The 16,624-nt window shown below is 68.9% G+C and carries 12 protein-coding genes, 1 tRNA gene and 1 pseudogene; 10 read left to right on the forward strand and 4 right to left on the reverse strand.

Going from position 1 to position 16,624, the window contains the following annotated elements:
* Positions 1 to 74: 74 nt before the first annotated feature.
* A complete protein-coding gene (locus tag ACGFNK_RS12395; protein ID WP_386345813.1) occupies positions 75 to 821 on the forward strand; it encodes an SDR family oxidoreductase in 747 nt (248 codons plus the stop codon).
* A gap of 1 nt (position 822) precedes the next feature.
* Complete coding sequence (locus ACGFNK_RS12400; RefSeq protein WP_393414888.1) at positions 823 to 1,740, forward strand: SDR family oxidoreductase; 918 nt, start codon at positions 823 to 825, stop codon at positions 1,738 to 1,740.
* A 290-nt stretch (positions 1,741 to 2,030) separates the two neighbouring features.
* On the opposite strand, the gene ACGFNK_RS12405 is transcribed toward ACGFNK_RS12400, so the two are convergent.
* Both ACGFNK_RS12405 and ACGFNK_RS12410 read right to left on the reverse strand, forming a co-directional pair.
* The gene (locus ACGFNK_RS12405) at positions 2,031 to 3,542 is read right to left on the reverse strand and encodes an ankyrin repeat domain-containing protein (protein WP_393414891.1); all 1,512 of its coding nucleotides are present in this window, start codon (positions 3,540 to 3,542) and stop codon (positions 2,031 to 2,033) included.
* An 83-nt stretch (positions 3,543 to 3,625) separates the two neighbouring features.
* The gene (locus ACGFNK_RS12410; RefSeq protein ID WP_393414893.1) at positions 3,626 to 4,516 is read right to left on the reverse strand and encodes a hypothetical protein; all 891 of its coding nucleotides are present in this window, start codon (positions 4,514 to 4,516) and stop codon (positions 3,626 to 3,628) included.
* A gap of 102 nt (positions 4,517 to 4,618) precedes the next feature.
* Here ACGFNK_RS12410 and ACGFNK_RS12415 point away from each other — a divergent pair, with 102 nt between their 5' ends.
* The 5 genes and pseudogenes from ACGFNK_RS12415 to ACGFNK_RS12435 all read left to right on the forward strand — a co-directional run.
* Positions 4,619 to 5,017, forward strand: coding sequence for a chorismate mutase (locus ACGFNK_RS12415; protein WP_393414895.1), 399 nt, complete (start codon positions 4,619 to 4,621; stop codon positions 5,015 to 5,017).
* A gap of 215 nt (positions 5,018 to 5,232) precedes the next feature.
* Positions 5,233 to 5,766: a two-component system response regulator gene (locus ACGFNK_RS12420; RefSeq protein WP_386345806.1), complete on the forward strand. Its 534-nt coding sequence runs from the start codon at positions 5,233 to 5,235 to the stop codon at positions 5,764 to 5,766.
* Positions 5,767 to 5,863: 97 nt separating this feature from the next.
* Positions 5,864 to 8,398 (forward strand): aminopeptidase N, encoded by a 2,535-nt coding sequence (pepN, locus tag ACGFNK_RS12425; protein WP_393414898.1) that lies wholly within the window; start codon positions 5,864 to 5,866, stop codon positions 8,396 to 8,398.
* Between the two features lie 248 nt (positions 8,399 to 8,646).
* Complete coding sequence (locus tag ACGFNK_RS12430) at positions 8,647 to 10,026, forward strand: pyridoxal phosphate-dependent decarboxylase family protein (protein ID WP_393414901.1); 1,380 nt, start codon at positions 8,647 to 8,649, stop codon at positions 10,024 to 10,026.
* Positions 10,023 to 11,411: pseudogene (locus ACGFNK_RS12435) on the forward strand (lysine N(6)-hydroxylase/L-ornithine N(5)-oxygenase family protein); the annotation flags it as partial. The gene ACGFNK_RS12430 and the pseudogene ACGFNK_RS12435, both read left to right, overlap by 4 nt.
* Before the next feature lie 22 nt (positions 11,412 to 11,433).
* On the opposite strand, the gene ACGFNK_RS12440 reads toward ACGFNK_RS12435, so the two are convergent.
* Positions 11,434 to 13,251, reverse strand: coding sequence for a bifunctional metallophosphatase/5'-nucleotidase (locus ACGFNK_RS12440; protein WP_393414904.1), 1,818 nt, complete (start codon positions 13,249 to 13,251; stop codon positions 11,434 to 11,436).
* 157 nt (positions 13,252 to 13,408) lie between these two features.
* Here ACGFNK_RS12440 and ACGFNK_RS12445 point away from each other — a divergent pair, with 157 nt between their 5' ends.
* Entirely contained in the window at positions 13,409 to 14,125 is a 717-nt protein-coding gene (locus ACGFNK_RS12445) for an SIMPL domain-containing protein (RefSeq protein WP_393414907.1), read from the forward strand.
* Positions 14,126 to 14,258: 133 nt separating this feature from the next.
* Positions 14,259 to 15,695 carry a pyruvate kinase gene (gene pyk, locus ACGFNK_RS12450; protein ID WP_393414910.1) on the forward strand — a complete coding sequence of 479 codons (1,437 nt, stop codon included), beginning with the start codon at positions 14,259 to 14,261 and terminating at the stop codon, positions 15,693 to 15,695.
* A 79-nt stretch (positions 15,696 to 15,774) separates the two neighbouring features.
* On the opposite strand, the gene ACGFNK_RS12455 is transcribed toward pyk, so the two are convergent.
* Positions 15,775 to 15,849: transfer RNA gene (locus tag ACGFNK_RS12455), tRNA-Leu, on the reverse strand.
* 101 nt (positions 15,850 to 15,950) lie between these two features.
* Here ACGFNK_RS12455 and ACGFNK_RS12460 point away from each other — a divergent pair.
* Positions 15,951 to 16,607, forward strand: coding sequence for an ANTAR domain-containing response regulator (locus ACGFNK_RS12460; protein WP_386345795.1), 657 nt, complete (start codon positions 15,951 to 15,953; stop codon positions 16,605 to 16,607).
* Positions 16,608 to 16,624: the final 17 nt, after the last annotated feature.

Consider the following 16,624-nt stretch of genomic DNA (forward strand, 5'->3'; position numbering starts at 1 on the left):
ACCTTTCCACCAAACATTTGTTAGGTACGATCTGATGTGAAGGTAACAGCGAATGCCGACCAGCGGGAGGCCCTGTGGATAACCGGCAGGACAAGCGACTCGTGGTGGTCACCGGCGGAACCCGCGGCGTCGGCGCCGGGATCGCTCGGGCGTTCAGCGAGGCGGGTGCCGAGGTCGTGGCCTGCGCCCGCAGACCACCCGAAGTGCCGGTCGAAGGCGTCGAGTTCATGCCGCTCGACGTGCGTGACCCGGCTGCCGTACGCGCCTTCTTCGATGCGCTGCCCCGGCTCGACGTCCTGGTCAACAACGCGGGCGGCGCCCCGTATCGGCTGCTCGCCGACGCGGACGCCGAGCGGCACGCTCGCGTGATCGAGCTCAACCTCACCGCACCGCTGACCGTGTCCCTGGCGGCCTACGAGCACCTCAGACGCGCCCGGGGCTCGGTCGTGATGATCGGCAGCGTCAGCGGGACCCGGCCCTCTCCCGGTTCTGCGGCCTACGGTGCGGCCAAGGCGGGCCTGGAGAACCTGGCCCGGTCGATGGCTGTGGAATGGGCGCCGGACGTCCGCGTCAACACGCTGGTCGTCGGGATGGTCCGTACCGAACTGTCCTCTCTCCACTACGGGGACGAGGAGGGCATCGCCGCCGTGTCCCGCACGGTCCCGCTCGGCCGCCTCGCCGCGCCCTCCGACATCGGCGAGGCGGCCGTGTTCCTCGCCTCGGACGCCGCCGCGTACATCACCGGGGCCAGCCTGCTCGTGCATGGCGGGGGAGAGCGGCCCGCCTTCCTGGACGCTGCGACCGTCAACAAGGAGAAGTGACATGACCGGAATCTGTGACGGCCGGGTCGTGATCGTCACCGGTGCGGGCCGGGGCCTCGGCCGGGCGCACGCCCTCGCGTACGCGGCCGAGGGGGCTCGGGTCGTCGTCAACGACCTCGGTGTCGGCCTCGACGGTTCGCCCGGGCCCGACAGCCCGGCCGCGCTTGTCGTCGAGGAGATTCACGCGGCCGGCGGCGAGGCCGTCGCGCACGGCGGGGACGTCGCCACGCGAGCGGGCGCCGAGTCGCTGATCGCGGCGGCACTCGACGCGTTCGGGCGGCTCGACACGCTCGTCAACAACGCCGGGTTTCTGCGCGACCGGATGCTTGTGAACCTCGACGAGGATGACTGGGACGCCGTTATGCGCGTCCATCTGAAGGGGCACTTTCTGCCGCTTCAGCAGGCCGCTGTGTACTGGCGGGCGGAGGCGAAGGCGGGGCGTACGCCTGTGGCGCGTGTCGTGAACACCAGCTCCGGGGCGGGGCTGTTGGGGTCGGTCGGGCAGGGCAACTACAGCGCGGCGAAAGCGGGCATAGTTGGGCTCACGCTGGTGGCCGCCGCCGAGATGGGGCGCTATGGAGTGCAGGTGAACGCGATCGCGCCGGCCGCGCGGACGCGTATGACCGAGCGGGCCTTCGCCGACGCGATGGCCGCGCCGGCGCCCGGCGGCGGCTTCGACGTGATGGCGCCCGAAAACGTCTCGCCGCTTGTCGTCTGGCTCGGATCAGCCGCAACTACGGGGGTCACTGGGCGGGTCTTCGAGGCCGAGGGCGGGCGGATTACCGTCATGGAGGGGTGGCGGGCCGGGCCGAGCGCGGACAAGGGTGCCCGGTGGACGCCGTCTGAGGCAGGGGATACGGCGCTCAAGTTGCTCGCGGATGCGGAGGCGCCGGGGGCGGTGTACGGCGCCGCCCGCTAGGGCTTCCGCCGGTTGTTCGTAAGGTGCGGATTCGTTGTGGTTGCTCGCGCAGTTCCCCGCGCCCCTGGGTGGGTGGTGGCTGCGGGTCCGTTGTGGCGCAGGCTTTTGCTTTTAGGGGCGCGGGGCTGTGACATCAGCGGCTCCGCCGCGGGGCGCGACCAGCCACGACGCACCCGCAGCCGCGACACGACTGTCACTCCCCACCCCCTGGCGGGGGCCTGGGGCGCAGCCCCAGTTTCGGGAAGGGGCGGGCCTGGGGAAAGAACCTTTCCCCCCACCCACCCGCGTCCTCAGATCCGGCGCGGCAGCGTCGACGCCAGGAGTGTCCGTACGCGGTCGTCCCGTATGTGCTCGACCGCCTCCTCGGCAGTCGTGCGCGGCGTGCTGTCGGGCTTCGACTCGGCGAGCAATCGCTCCAGCGCGGCGATCGCGCGCGGGTCCTGACGGACCGCAAGGCCGCGTGCCGCCTCCGCCACCACCTCCGGATCCGGGTCGTCGAGAAGCGCGGCGAGCGCGTCCCGCAGCGCGGGGGTGTCCGTGTCGAGTACGGCCAGTGCCGTTGTCGCCCAGTTGCGTACGTCCCTGTCCGCGTCCCCCGCCAGGGCGACGAGCCGCGCGACGCCCTCCGCGTGCGAGGCGGGGACCAGCCCGCACAGGGCCACGGCGACGGCGCGTCGTACGCCGGTGTCCTGGTGGCCGGTGTGCCGGAGGATCTCCGGGAGGGCGGTGGGGTCCTGGTGCTGCCCGAGCGCCGCGACGACGGTTCGCAACGTCAGCGGCTCCTCGGCCTCGCGTGCCAACTCCCGCAGCAGCGGCACGCTTTGGGCCGCATAGGGACGTACGGCTGACTCGTCCTGAGCCGGCCTGCCCTCCGTCCCCAACCGCCCCAGCACATCCGCCCCGAACGCCTGCCGCAGTGGATTCGTTCTGTCGCCGCACCACATGGCCGCCGCCCGGAACGTCTCCTCGTCGCCACGTCGGGCGAGCGCGGTCACCGACTCGGTCCAGTCGTCGTTGTCGGGGTCGCCGCAGCGCAGGGCGCGGGCGGCGAGTTCCGGGGCGGGCGCAGCGATGCCCAGGGACGTCTCCAGGAGGGTGACGATGGCCGCGTGGCCCGTCTGCTGGTCGTTGCCCGAGCTCGGGCGGCCGTCCTTCAGCAGCTGGACCTCGACGGTCACGCCGCCGTCCTCCGGGAAACGGTGGGTGACGTACTCATGGCCGGGCCCGTGCGTGCGCTCCAGGCCTGCCCGGAGCTCCGCCTCCACGTTCACGTTCAGCCAGCGCCGGGCCTCGGTCAGCGCCTCGGACCGGGCCCGCGCCCCGTGCACGAGCAGGGCGCGTACGCAGCCCGGGGAGCCGCGGCGTGCGACCGTGACCAGCGGGGGCTCGCCGGTGGGGCCCGGACGGTTCGGGTCTGCGCCGTTCGCGAGCAGCTCGGCCACCACGGGTGCGTGGCCGCGCTGAACAGCCCAGGTCAGGGCCGTGAACCCGCCCTCCTCCACCCGATCCGGCCGCGCCCCGGCCGCCAGTAGGGCGCGTACGACCTCCGTGTGCCCGCCGCACGCCGCCCCGCACAGCGGCGAGTCGGTGCCCGCGCTGAGGCGGTCCGGTGCCGCTCCGGCCGCCAGGAGGAGGCGTACGACACCGGGGTCGTCCGTCATGGCCGCCAGGTACAGGGCCGTCTGGCCGTCCTCGTCCACCGATTCCGGACTCGCGCCCGCGCGCAGCTGCCGTACGACCGCGTCCTGGTCGGCCTCGTACACGGCGGTGAACAGACCGGCCGCCGGGTCTTGCGTGTTCATCCTTCGACCTTCGCCCGTCAGGTGCGTGCGGGGCAAAGCATTTCGCCGTGAATTACGTGACGTTGCCCGTATGTCGCACTCGGCTAGGTATCGCACTCCAGCACCGTGCGGCACAGGGCGCAGCGGGCCCGCACCCGGCCCCGTACCGGTACCCGGATCCGTTGATGGCAGGTCGGGCAGGGGAACGACACGCGCAGCGGGCCATGGGTGTCGGGGATGAAGTCGTACGGGACTCCGACGGGACGGCCGTGGTGGTCCTGGGCGTGGCGGCGGTCCTTGGCGTAGCGGCGGCGGCCTGCCCAGCCGGCCGCGGTCAGCGGGGGCTGCTGCTCGTCGTGGCGGGCCCGCGCCATGCCCTTCGTGTACGCCGTGTACGCCTGCGGGCTGGTGAACCACGTCGAGGGATCCTCGGCGAAAATCAGGGACCGCTTGGCGAGGACGTATCCGAACTCCTCCGGAGTCAGATAGCCGAGCTTCTGCGACGAGGCGCCGTCCTCGCGGAACGCGTCGAGCAGCAGCCACCCCGCGCCCAGATACGTCGTCGCGGTGTCCGTGAGGATCTCGTTGTCCCGCGTGCCCGGGAACGACAGGTCCAGACGGTGCAGGTACACGTGCATGATCTCGTGTGCGAGGGCGGCGCCGATGTCCCTGCGGTGGGTGCGGAAGCGGTCGTTCAGCTCGATGAAGTACTCGGGGCCCGCGGCGAGTTCGACGTTCGCCGCATGGTGCATCTCGCGGAAGCTGACGATCATGCGGGCGTCCGGCAGCCGGAAGTGCTGGACCAGCTCGCGGGCCACGCGCTGAGTGCCCAGGTACAGATCGTCATGATCGGCGAAGGCCACGTCGGCGGGGGCCACGCTGGTGTCGAAGGTGTGGATGGTGTCGTAAGAGAGCCGCTTGTACAGCGCGGTGATCGCCGCCCGCACCGTGTCCAGGTGCGGGTAGCCATGCTCGACGGGACCGCCGTTCGCCACGCCCGCACCCCCCAAGAGGCCCTGACCCACATCCACGATAAGCCGTCGGCGACTGCGGGTGGGGGTCGAGGGTCCTCGGTCCGAGCCGTAGGGTGAACGCTCATGACCACCAGCAACAACGGAACCGGCGATGTGGACCCGGCCGTCCGCGCCGAGCTCGCCCGGCTGCGCGACAGCATCGACAACATCGACGCCGCCGTCGTCCACATGCTCGCCGAACGCTTCAAGTGCACCCAGCAGGTCGGCCACCTCAAGGCCGCCCACCAGCTGCCGCCCGCCGACCCGGCCCGCGAGGCCCACCAGATCGCCCGGCTGCGCCGGCTCGCGGAGAACGCCAAGCTCGACCCCGCGTTCGCCGAGAAGCTCCTCAATTTCATCATCGCCGAGGTCATCCGGCACCACGAGAGCATCGCCGACAACAAGAACAGCCACAACACAACCAGCAACAACACAGACAGCGACAACACAGACAGCGTTAAGCAACAGCAGTCACAGCCGTAGCCCGCGCGTCCTCAGCCGTCCCGACGCCAACTGCGTTTCCGGCAACGGTGTTTCTACCGGCTGACCCATTTCTCGCGCTTTTGTCCGCGCACCCCCTCGGCCTCGGGGCCGAAATAAGGCATCCTGCGCGGAGCACTCCTTGTCAGAATGTGAGTACTCCCTGTCAGCCGGTTCGGGCACGATTCTGGTTGTCCAGAGCGAGGGGACTTCGTGCGATGCCGTCGGATGCCAAGATCCTCATCGTCGACGACCATGAGGAAACGCTCTACGCGCTGGAAAGCGCCCTGGCCCCGCTCGGCTACCGGCTGGCGCGGGCCACCAGCGGCGACGACGCCCTCAAGGAAGTCCTGCGCGGCCAGGTCGGCCTGCTCGTCCTCGATGTGCGCATGCCCGACGTCAACGGCTTCGACGTCGTCCGCTACCTGCGCCGCCTGGAACAGACTCAGCACATCCCCGTCATCCTCGTCACCGGTTTCGGCCCGGACGCCGAACTCACCACCACCGCTTTCCGGCTCGGCGTCGCCGACCTCGTGATGAAACCCATAGACCCCTGGGCCCTGCGCACCAAGGTGCGTTATCTGTACGACGCCCACCAGCGCTATCTGCGGATGAGACAGGAGGTACGCGAACTCCGGGAGCTGGTAAAGGAGTTACCGCCTCCGAACCAGACCCTCGAACCCGACCCGCGCCTCGACACCCACGTACCGCCACAGCGGCCGATCCTCCGCAAGCACGACCAGACCGCGTAGGACGCCGTACGAGCACGAGGACCGCGCCCGTACGGCGCAGCCGACCGGAACCAGACCTCACCTGCGCTGCGCCCCGTCCATCAGGCAGCATGTCCCCATGTCCGTACTGACGCGCGCCGAAGCGCAGACCCGTGCCCGGCTTCTCGACGTCCAGCGCTACCAGATCGAACTCGACCTGACGCGCGGCGACGAGCTCTTCGACTCCCGCTCCGTCATCCACTTCACGGTACGGAGCGATCTGGAGGCCGTGGACACCTTCGTCGAGCTCAAGCCCGCCGAGCTGCGCAAGGCCGCCCTCGACGGACACCTGCTCGACCTGGACACCCTGGACGAGAACCGGCTGCCCCTGAAGGACCTCACCCCGGGCGAGCACGAACTGCACATCGACGCCGTCATGCGCTACTCGCGCACCGGCGAGGGCATGCACCGCTTCACCGACCCCACCGACGGCGAAACGTACCTCTACACCCAGCTGTTCATGGACGACGTCCAGCGGGTCTTCGCCGCCTTCGACCAGCCCGACCTCAAAGCCGTCTTCGAACTGTCGATAAAGGCCCCCGAAGACTGGACCGTCCTCGCCAACGGCATCACCGAGCACCAGGGCGACGGCCTGTGGAAGGCGGCCCCCACCCCGCTGATCTCCACCTACCTCGTCGCCGTCGCCGCCGGCCCCTGGTACTCGGTACGCACCGAACACCGCGGCCTGCCCTTCGGCATCCACTGCCGCCGCTCGCTGGCCCCTTACCTGGACGCCGACGCCGACGAACTCCTCGCCATCACCCGCGGCTGCTTCGACCGCTACCACGAGAAGTTCGAGGAGCCCTACCCCTTCGACTCCTACGACCAGGCCTTCGTCCCCGAGTTCAACGCCGGCGCCATGGAGAACCCGGGCCTGGTCACCTTCCGCGACGAGTACGTCTTCCGCTCCGCCGTCACCGACACCGAACGGCAGACCCGCGCCGTGACCATCGCCCACGAAATGGCCCATATGTGGTTCGGCGACCTCGTCACCCTGCGCTGGTGGGACGACATCTGGCTGAACGAGTCGTTCGCCGAGTACATGGGCGTCCAGACCCTCATGGAAGCCACCCTTGGGGGGTCTGGGGGGACTCCCCCCAGAAAGTGGGGCAGCCGGCCCTGGACCGACTTCGGCGTCACCCGCAAACCCTGGGGCTACGAAGCCGACCAGCGGCCCTCCACCCACCCCGTCGCCCCCGACCCCGAAGCCGTCCCCGACACCGCCTCCGCGCTCCTCAACTTCGACGGCATCTCCTACGCCAAGGGCGCCTCCGCGCTGCGCCAACTCGTCGCCTGGCTCGGCGAGAAGGACTTCCTCGCCGGCATCAACACCCACTTCGCCCGGCACAAGTTCGCCAACGCCACCCTTGCCGACTTCATCGAATCCCTCGCCGACGGCACCGAGCGCGACGTCCACGCCTGGGCCGACTCCTGGCTGCGCACCACCGGAGTCGACACCCTCACCCCGAAGATCGGCCCCACCGACAACGGCATCTGCACCCTGACCATCGCGCAGGACGGCAGCCGCCCCCACCGCATCGCCGTCGGCCTCTACGACCGCGACCTCGGCGACGAGGGGCGACTGAGCCTGCGCGAACGCCTCGAAATCGACGTCCCGCAGACCGAGCCGGCCCACCCCATTGGCAAACGCCCCGCCCTGCTTCTCCTCAACGACGCCGACCTCTCCTACGCCAAGATCCGATTCGACCCCGACTCCTTCGCGACCGTACGCGCCGAACTGTCCGCCCTCCCCGACCCGCTGACCCGCGCCGTCGTCTGGAACGCCCTGCGCGACTGCGTACGCGACGGCGAACTCGCCCCCACCGCCTACCTCGAGGCCGCCCGCACCCACCTGCCGCACGAGAGGGACCTAGCCCTCGTCCAGGGTGTCCTCGCCTTCGCCACGACCCAGGTCGCCGACCGCTACCTGCCCGCCCCCGACCGGCCCGCCGCCCTCACCACCCTCACCTCCCTGTGCCGCGACCTGATCCGCCGCACCGAGGACGGCTCCCACCCGGGACTGCGCCTGACCGCCGTACGCCACTTCATCGACGCCGCCGCCCAACCGGACACGATCACCGCCTGGCTCTCGGAAGGCACCGTCCCCGGCGGCCCCGAACTCGACCCCGAACTGCGCTGGCGCATCCTCGGCCGCCTCTCCGTACTCGGCGCCATCGACGACGCCGTCATCGAGGCCGAACTCGTCCAGGACCCCAGCGCCACCGGCCAGGAAGGCGCCGCTCGCTGCCACGCCGCCCTCCCCGACCCCGAAGCCAAGCGCCAGGCCTGGGAGGCCATGTTCACCACCGACAACCTCTCCAACTACCTGTTCACCGCCACAGCCAAGGGCTTCTGGCAACCCGAACAGACGGACCTGGTACGGGACTACGTCCCGCGCTACTTCAAGCAGGCCCCGGCAGTTGCAGCCCGCCGCGGCCCCGCGATCGCAGAGGCAGCGGGCCGCTGGGCGTTCCCGGTGTACGCGGTCTCACCGGAGACACTCCGGCTGGGCAAGAAGTGCCTGACCAAGGCCAACCCGACACCGGCGCTGCACCGCAAGCTGGTGGACCAACTGGATGACATGGAGCGAGCTTTGAGGGTGAGGGAGGCGTAACGGCACCCTCGTGAGCAGGGCCGGGGGTGCGCCCCTTCAGGGGCGCGGGTCTGTGACATTTGCGGCTCCGCCGCGTGGGCGCGAGCAACCGCAACGGACCCGCAACCGAAAAACCGCCCGAATCCCCCGAGCTCCGTACCTGCCTAACCCGCGGAGCGGACCCGTACCCCCATTCGGGTAACGATCGTTGAGCCTCCGGGCGCGCAGCCCAACCCCCGCGCCCCAATCCCGCGCCCCGGAGGACGACCATGAGCCCGCTCGCAACAGGCCCCGCATCGGGCCTCGCCTCAGGCCCCCAAGGCCCCGCCGCCCTACGCCCGTTGCTCACAACGGTCCTCGACGCGCTGCGCACCGGCGCCGCCGAAAGAAGAGGCCCACTCCCCACCGGCGGCCCCGACACAGTCGCCGCACGCATACGCACCGTCCTGGGCGACCCCCTGCCCCAACACGGCGACCCGGACGCATTCCGCACCCTCGTCCACGCCTTCGCCGCAGGCGCCGCCGACCCCGCCGACCCCCTGTGTACCGCGCACCTCCACTGCCCGCCCCTCGCCGTGGCCACCGCCGCCGACCTCGCCGCCTCGGCCCTCAACCCATCCCTCGACTCCTGGGACCAGGCCCCCGCCGCCTCCGCGCTGGAAGCCCTGGTCACGGCAGCGCTCGCCAAGGAGGTGTACGGCAGACCGGCCGACGCCCTCGTCACCACCGGCGGCACCGAGTCCAACCAGCTCGCCCTCCTCCTCGCCCGTGAACTGGACGGCACCGTCCAACTCGTCTGCGCGGAGAACGCCCACCACTCCCTGCGCCGCGCCACCTGGCTCCTGGGCCTCCCCGAACCCATCACCGTCCCGGCGCCCGGAGGCACGCTCGACCCCACCACCCTCGACGAAACCCTCACCAGGCTGCCGGGTCCACTGATCGTCGCCGCCACCGCCGGCACCACCGACGCCGGACTCATCGACCCGCTGCCCGCCATCGCCGACGTCTGCCACACCCACGCGGCCCGCCTGCACATCGATGCCGCCTACGGCGGGGGCCTCCTCTTCAGCGACCGCCACCGCAGCAGACTCGACGGACTCGCCCGCGCCCACACCGTCGCCCTCGACCTGCACAAACTCGGCTGGCAGCCCATCGCCGCAGGCCTGATCGCCGTCAAGGACCCGGACGACCTCCGCGTACTGGAACACCACGCCGACTACCTCAACGCCGACGACGACACCGAGGCCGGCCTCCCCGACCTCCTCGGCCGCTCCCTGCGTACGACCCGACGCCCCGACGTCCTCAAGATCGCCGTCACCCTCAAATCCCTCGGCCGCGAAGGACTCGGCGCACTCGTCGACCAAGTCTGCGCCCGCGCCCGCGAGTTCGCCCACCTCGTCGCGGCACACCCCGGCTTCGAGCTCTACGCACCGCCCAGCATCAGCACCGTCCTCTTCCGGCCCACCCATTGGTCGGACGACGCCGTCGCCGACGTACGCCGCACCCTCCTCACCCAGGGCCACGCCGTCCTCGGCCGCGCCCGCCCCGACGGCCGCCTCTGGCTCAAGGCCACCCTGCTCAACCCGCACACCACAGCCGGCGACCTTGCCGCACTCCTGAAACTGGTGGAAGGACACACCCCCCGATGATCCCGACGCCCCGCCGCGCACCCCGCGAACCCGAAGCACCCCGCGACCTGGTCGGCATCGGCATCGGCCCCTTCAACCTCTCCCTGGCCGCCCTCGCCCACCCCCTCACGGAACTCGACACCGCCTTCTACGACCAACGCCCCGCCTTCGACTGGCACCCCGGCCTCCTCATCGACGGCGCCACCCTCCAAGTCCCCTTCCTCGCCGACCTGGTCACCCTCGCCGACCCCGTGAGCCCCTGGTCCTTCCTCAACTACCTCCGCAGCCGCGACCGCCTCTTCCCCTTCTACTTCGCCGAGCGTTTCCACATCCACCGCGCCGAATACGCCGCGTACTGCCGCTGGGTCAGCGACCACCTGCCCGGACTCCACTTCGGCCACCAGATCGACGCCGTCCGCTGGAACCCCGGGCGCGATCTCTTCGAAATCGACTTCACCCGACGGCTCGACCCCGACGGCGAAGGCGGCGAAGGCGGGGCAGCACACGGCCGTACGTACGCCAAGAACCTCGTCCTCGGCATCGGCACCGCCCCCCACGTCCCCGAACCGCTCCGCCCCCTCGTCGAAGCCCCCGGCGTCCCCGTCATCCACGCCGCCGACTACCTCGAACACCGCGAGCGGCTCCTCACCGCGGAACACATCACCGTCATCGGCTCAGGACAGTCCGGCGCCGAGGTCTACCTCGACCTCCTCCGCCACCGCCCAGCCGGCCGCGAAAAGATCCACTGGCTCGCCCGAACCGAGGCGTTCGCCCCCATGGAGTACTCCAAACTCGGCCTCGAACACTTCACCCCCGACTACACGCGCTACTTCCACGCCCTGCCCGAACCGGTACGCGACCGGCTCGTCCCCGCCCAATGGCAGCTCCACAAAGGCATCGACTCCGACACCATCGCGGCCATCCACGACGAGCTCTACCAGCGCACCCTCCACGGCGGCTGGCCCGACACCGTCCTCACCCCCGGCGTCCACGTCCGCACCGCAGGGCGTATCGCCAGGACGGCCATCGAGCTCCACCTCGAACACGTCCAGCAGGGCACCCGCACCCGCCTCACCACCGACGCCGTCGTCCTCGCCACCGGCTACCGCGAACGACCCCTCGACCCACTCCTCGCCGGACTCGACCCCTACGTGAGCCGCGACGGCGCCGGACGCCCCCACATCGACGACCAGTACCGCCTCACCCTCGACCCCGCCGTCACGGGCGCCCTCTACGTCCAGAACGCCGAACTCCACACCCACGGCGTCGGCACCCCCGACCTCGGCCTCGCCGCCTGGCGCAGCGCCACCATCCTCAAATCCCTCACCGGCAAGGACCCTTATCCACTGCCGCGGCGCACGGCCTTCACCACCTTCGGCCTCCAAGGCAGGCGTGAAGAGAGGCCTGGCGAGAGGATTGAAGGCGGGATCACGGGAAAACGGGGGCACCGTCCCGCGTCAGCTTCCAGCCCACCGAAGCGAACTCCTTCGGGTCCAGCGTGCCCTTCTGAGTCACCCACTCCGCGATCCGCGTACGGATCTCCGTCGACTCGGACCACACTTCCGTAGCCGCTGCCACATGCGGGAACGCGCCACCGCCGTTGGCCCGGTAGTTGTTCACCGCGAACACGAACTCTTGCGCGTCATCCAGCGCCGCACCCTCGTAGGAGAGGTTCTTGATCCGCGAGCCGGCCGCCTGCGCGACATCGATCTCGTAGGTCAGCCCCGATACGTAGTCGTAGTTGTAGTCCGGGCGGCCACCCGCATTGGTCAGCTTCTCCACATCGGCGGGTGCGCCCGCCGCCGTCTGCACGAAATACTCCGCCGAATACTCCAGATACGCCCGCACCTGCGCACCCGTCATCACCTTCGCGACCAGCGTGTTGTCGTACACATACAGACTCGACAGGCCCCGGATGGTCACATCGCCGGCCGGGATCGCAGAGGTACGGGAGAAGGGCGACGCCTGCGCGATCACCGGCAGCGAGGCGTACTCCGAGCCCGCCAGCGCCGCCTTGACCACGTCCTCCTGGACCTTCGTGATCAAGTCGATGATCGGCGCGTCCTTGTAACGGGCCTCGACCGTCGTCAGCGTCTCGGTCGCCGTCCCGACCACCTGATTCACATACGCCACCACGACGTCATGGTCGTCCTTCAGCAGCCTCGTGATCTCCGGATCGTCGGCGACCGAATTCGAGTTCATCACCGAGGCCGTCACGGACTCGACCACCCATCGCCCCCGCTTGAAGACCAGCTCGAAATCGAAGAGAGACAACCGCTCCGCATACGCCAACGGCTCCGACAGCACCACGGTTTTCCCGGTCTTCTCGTTGGTGACCTTCAGCTCGGGAATCTCCACATGCGCATGCCCCACGAGAATCGCGTCGATACCGGGCACCTGCTGCGCCACCAACGCCGCCGAGTTCTCGACATACGGCAACTGATCACCGTACGAAGACGTCCCCGACGACCCACTGTGCGCCGAAACGACCACCACGTCGGCACCCATCGACCGCAGCTTCGGAACCCACTTCGCCGCCTGCTCTTCAAGACCCGGGAACGTCAGCCTCCCCTGCACATACGCCTTGTCCCAGATCGCGATCCCCGGATTCGTCAGCCCCAGCACCGCCACCTTCACCGGCGGCAGACCCGGCACACGGAACGTCTTGAAGAAGTACGGCGGGAAAGCCGGCCGCAGCGTCTTCGCATCCAGCGCATTCGCACCCAGCAGCGGAAAGTCGCACTGCTCCTCGAACTTCCGCAATGTCTCGATGCCGTAATTGAACTCATGATTGCCGAGCGCCACCGCGTCGTACCCGATCGCGTTCATCGCCTGCGCCATCGGATGCACGGGCCCGCCCTCGGCCGTGATCGGATCGACCTTCGCGTAGTAGTACGTCAGCGGAGTGCCCTGGATCGTGTCGCCCGCGTCCAGAAGCAGGGTGTTGCGGCGGCCCTTCTCCGCACGGATCTGGTTCACCAGGGTCGAAATACGGGCCAGGCCCTGCGCGTTGCCCGCCGAGTCGGTGTACTCCGCGTCCTTGAAGTAGTCCCAGTTGAAGACATGGCCGTGCAGATCCGTCGTGCCCATGACCGTCAACGCATACCGCTTCACCGGCTTCCCGCCCTTCTTCGTCGCCGCAGCCTCCGCAGCCCGTGCGGCCGGAGCCGCGACCGCACCGGTGAGCGCCACCCCCGCCCCGGTCACGGCGGACTTCTTCAGGAACTTCCGGCGGTTCAACGGCATGTCTCGTAACTCCTAGGGGGAACTGGCCACCTGTACGCGTGGTCAACAACGCGCGTAGATTCTGACCCGGTCATGACCAGCAGCAACAGACCCCTCAGGTTTCGATCTGATGACCGGCCAGTCCCAGAACCGGGCCACCGATGACAGAGTGGGACGTATGACCACAGCCGCAGAGGAACCCCGACCCGCAACCCCTTACGGCACACCGGAGGCACCCCGCATCGCCGTCCGAGGCGAAGCCCACCTCGAAGTCGACCCCGAAATCGCCCGCATCGGCGTCACCGTGATGGCCCGCGGCACCGACCGCCGCTCCGCCCTCGACGACCTCACCCGCCGCAACGCCACCGCACTCGACCTGATCAAGACATATGGTCAGGCCGTCGAGCACCTGGAAACCGGCGCCTTCTCCATCAGCCCCGAACTCACCAAACACGGACGCGGGGAACGCATCCGCGCCTACCACGGCCGCGTCCACACCACCGCCGAGCTCACCGACTTCACCGCTCTCGGCGAACTGACAACACGGTTGGCGGACCTGGACCTCACCCGCGTCGACGGGCCCTTCTGGGCGCTGCGCCCCAATTCACCCGCCCACCGCCAGGCCCGTCAGCAAGCGGTACGCGAAGCCGTCCAACGCGCCCGCGAATACGCCGAAGCACTCGGTACGACACTCGCGGCGCTGGTCGAACTCGCCGACATCGGCGCGGAAAACGGCGAGCGTTACGCAACGGTGGCCTCGGGCCGCGCACGCAGCGCCGCCTTCGTCGCAGCCGCCGAAGACTCCACCGCCGCACCCCTCGACCTCGAACCCCAACGCCAACATGTCTACGCCCATGTCAATGCCCGCTTTACGATGGCGCCGCCGGAGCTCTGATAACCGGCTCAAATGCTCATCGGAGCGCCCCGGCGCACAATTCAACACTTGTCAATAGTCCTTCACGCAAAGGTCGTTGAGTAGTCATGCACGGCCAATTCCCTACCCACCGGTAAGCCCTAGGCTCGAAACCATGCGCCGAGCAAAGATCGTCTGCACACTGGGCCCCGCCACAGACTCGTACGACCAGATCAAAGCACTGGTTGAAGCCGGAATGGACGTAGCCCGCTTCAACCTCAGTCACGGCACCTACGCCGACCACGAGGAGCGCTACCAGCGCGTGCGAAAGGCCTCCGACGAGACCGGCCGCAGCGTCGGAATCCTCGCCGACCTTCAAGGCCCGAAGATCCGACTCGGCCGCTTCAGCGAAGGCCCCGTACTCCTTGAACGCGGAGACACCTTCACCATCACCGTCGAAGACGGCGTCCAGGGCGACCGCCAGACCTGCGGCACCACGTACGACGGACTCGCCACCGACGTCACCACCGGCGAACGCATCCTCGTCGACGACGGGAAGGTCTGCCTCGAAGTCACCGCCGTCGACGGTCCCCGCGTCCACACCACCGTCGTCGAAGGCGGCATGGTCTCCGACAACAAGGGGCTGAACCTCCCCGGCGTCGCCGTCTCCGTCCCCGCTCTCTCCAAGAAGGACGAGGCCGACCTCCGCTGGGCCCTGCGCACCGGCTTCGACGTCATCGCCCTGTCCTTCGTCCGCAGCGGACGCGACATCCAGGACGTCCACCGGATCATGGACGAGGAGGGGCGCCGCCTCCCCGTCATCGCCAAGGTCGAAAAGCCCCAAGCCGTCGACAACATTGACGACATCGTCGCCGCCTTCGACGCGATCATGGTCGCCCGAGGCGACCTGGGCGTGGAAATGCCGCTGGAGCAGGTCCCGATCGTCCAGAAGCGCGCGATCAAGCTGGCCAAGCGGAACGCCAAGCCGGTCATCGTCGCCACCCAGATGCTCGACTCGATGATCGACAACTCCCGACCGACCCGCGCGGAGGCTTCCGACGTCGCCAACGCCGTCATCGACGGCACGGACGCGGTGATGCTCTCGGGCGAGACAAGCGTCGGCAAGTACCCGATCGAGACGGTCAGCACGATGTCCCGCATCGTCGAAGCGGCCGAGGAGGACATCCTCGCGAAGGGCCTGCCACCCCTGACCGAACGCAGCAAGCCCCGCACCCAGGGCGGTGCCGTCGCCCGCGCGGCAGCCGAAATGGGCGACTTCCTGGGCGCAAAGTTCCTGGTCGCCTTCACGCAGAGCGGAGACACGGTCCGCCGCTTGTCCCGCTACCGTTCCCCGATCCCCCTCCTGGCCTTCACCCCCGACCCCGCCACCCGCTCCCAGTTGAACCTCACCTGGGGCGTCGAAACCTTCCTCGGCCCCCACGTCGACTCCACCGACGCAATGGTCGACCAGGTCGACGAACAGCTCCTGAAGATCGGCCGCTGCCAGAAGGGCGACATCGTCGTGATCACGGCCGGGTCACCGCCAGGCGTCTCGGGCTCGACGAACCTGGTCCGGGTGCATCACATTGGCGAGGACGACGCGCCCAAGTAGTGGGGTGCAGCAAAAAGCGGATGTTCACGACAACGTGAGCATCCGCTTCATGATTGTGACCTTGGAATCTAAGGAAAAGTGCCCCGGGTCGGACTCGAACCGACACTGTATGGGTTTTGAATCCATTGCCTGCTGCCAATTGGGCTACCGGGGCCCAGTGAATCGAAGGTTTACCCCGACCCGCTGCCCGTCCACCATACCGCAGCTGGGTACCCTCTTGGAAAGCAGTACCTCTGCCCTGAACAAGGAGCCCCCGTGACCGCCCCCGAGTCGCCCCAGCCCGTAGACGCGCCCGACGACGACAAGTCGCACGTGCCTCCGCTGACGACCCGTGTCGTCATCGCTGAGGACGAGGCGCTGATTCGTCTCGACCTCAAGGAGATGCTCGAGGAGGAGGGCTACTCCGTGGTGGGGGAGGCGGGCGATGGCGAGCAGGCCGTCGAGCTGGCGCGCGAGCACCGTCCGGATCTGGTGATCCTCGATGTGAAGATGCCGAAGCTGGATGGGATCTCCGCCGCCGAGAAGATCGCTGAGGAATCCATCGCCCCCGTGCTGATGCTGACCGCCTTCTCGCAGCGCGATCTCGTCGAGCGGGCCCGTGACGCCGGTGCGATGGCGTATCTCGTGAAGCCGTTCAGTAAGAGTGATGTGGTTCCGGCGATTGAGATGGCTGTCTCGCGCTTCACGGAGTTGAAGCAGTTGGAGAAGGAGATCGCCGATCTGACGCAGCGTCTGGAGACGCGTAAGTTGGTGGATCGTGCGAAGTCGGTTTTGCAGACGGAGTATGGGCTGACCGAGCCGGCGGCCTTCCGGTGGATTCAGAAGACGTCGATGGATCGTCGGATGTCGATGCAGCAGGTTGCTGAGGCGGTTATTCAGGACGCGGAGGAGAAGAAGGCCGCGAAGGACTGAGGCTCGCGCACGCATAT

This window comes from Streptomyces sp. NPDC048825, from assembly GCF_043198355.1.
In the GTDB taxonomy this organism is placed as follows: Bacteria; Actinomycetota; Actinomycetes; order Streptomycetales; family Streptomycetaceae; genus Streptomyces; species Streptomyces xiangluensis.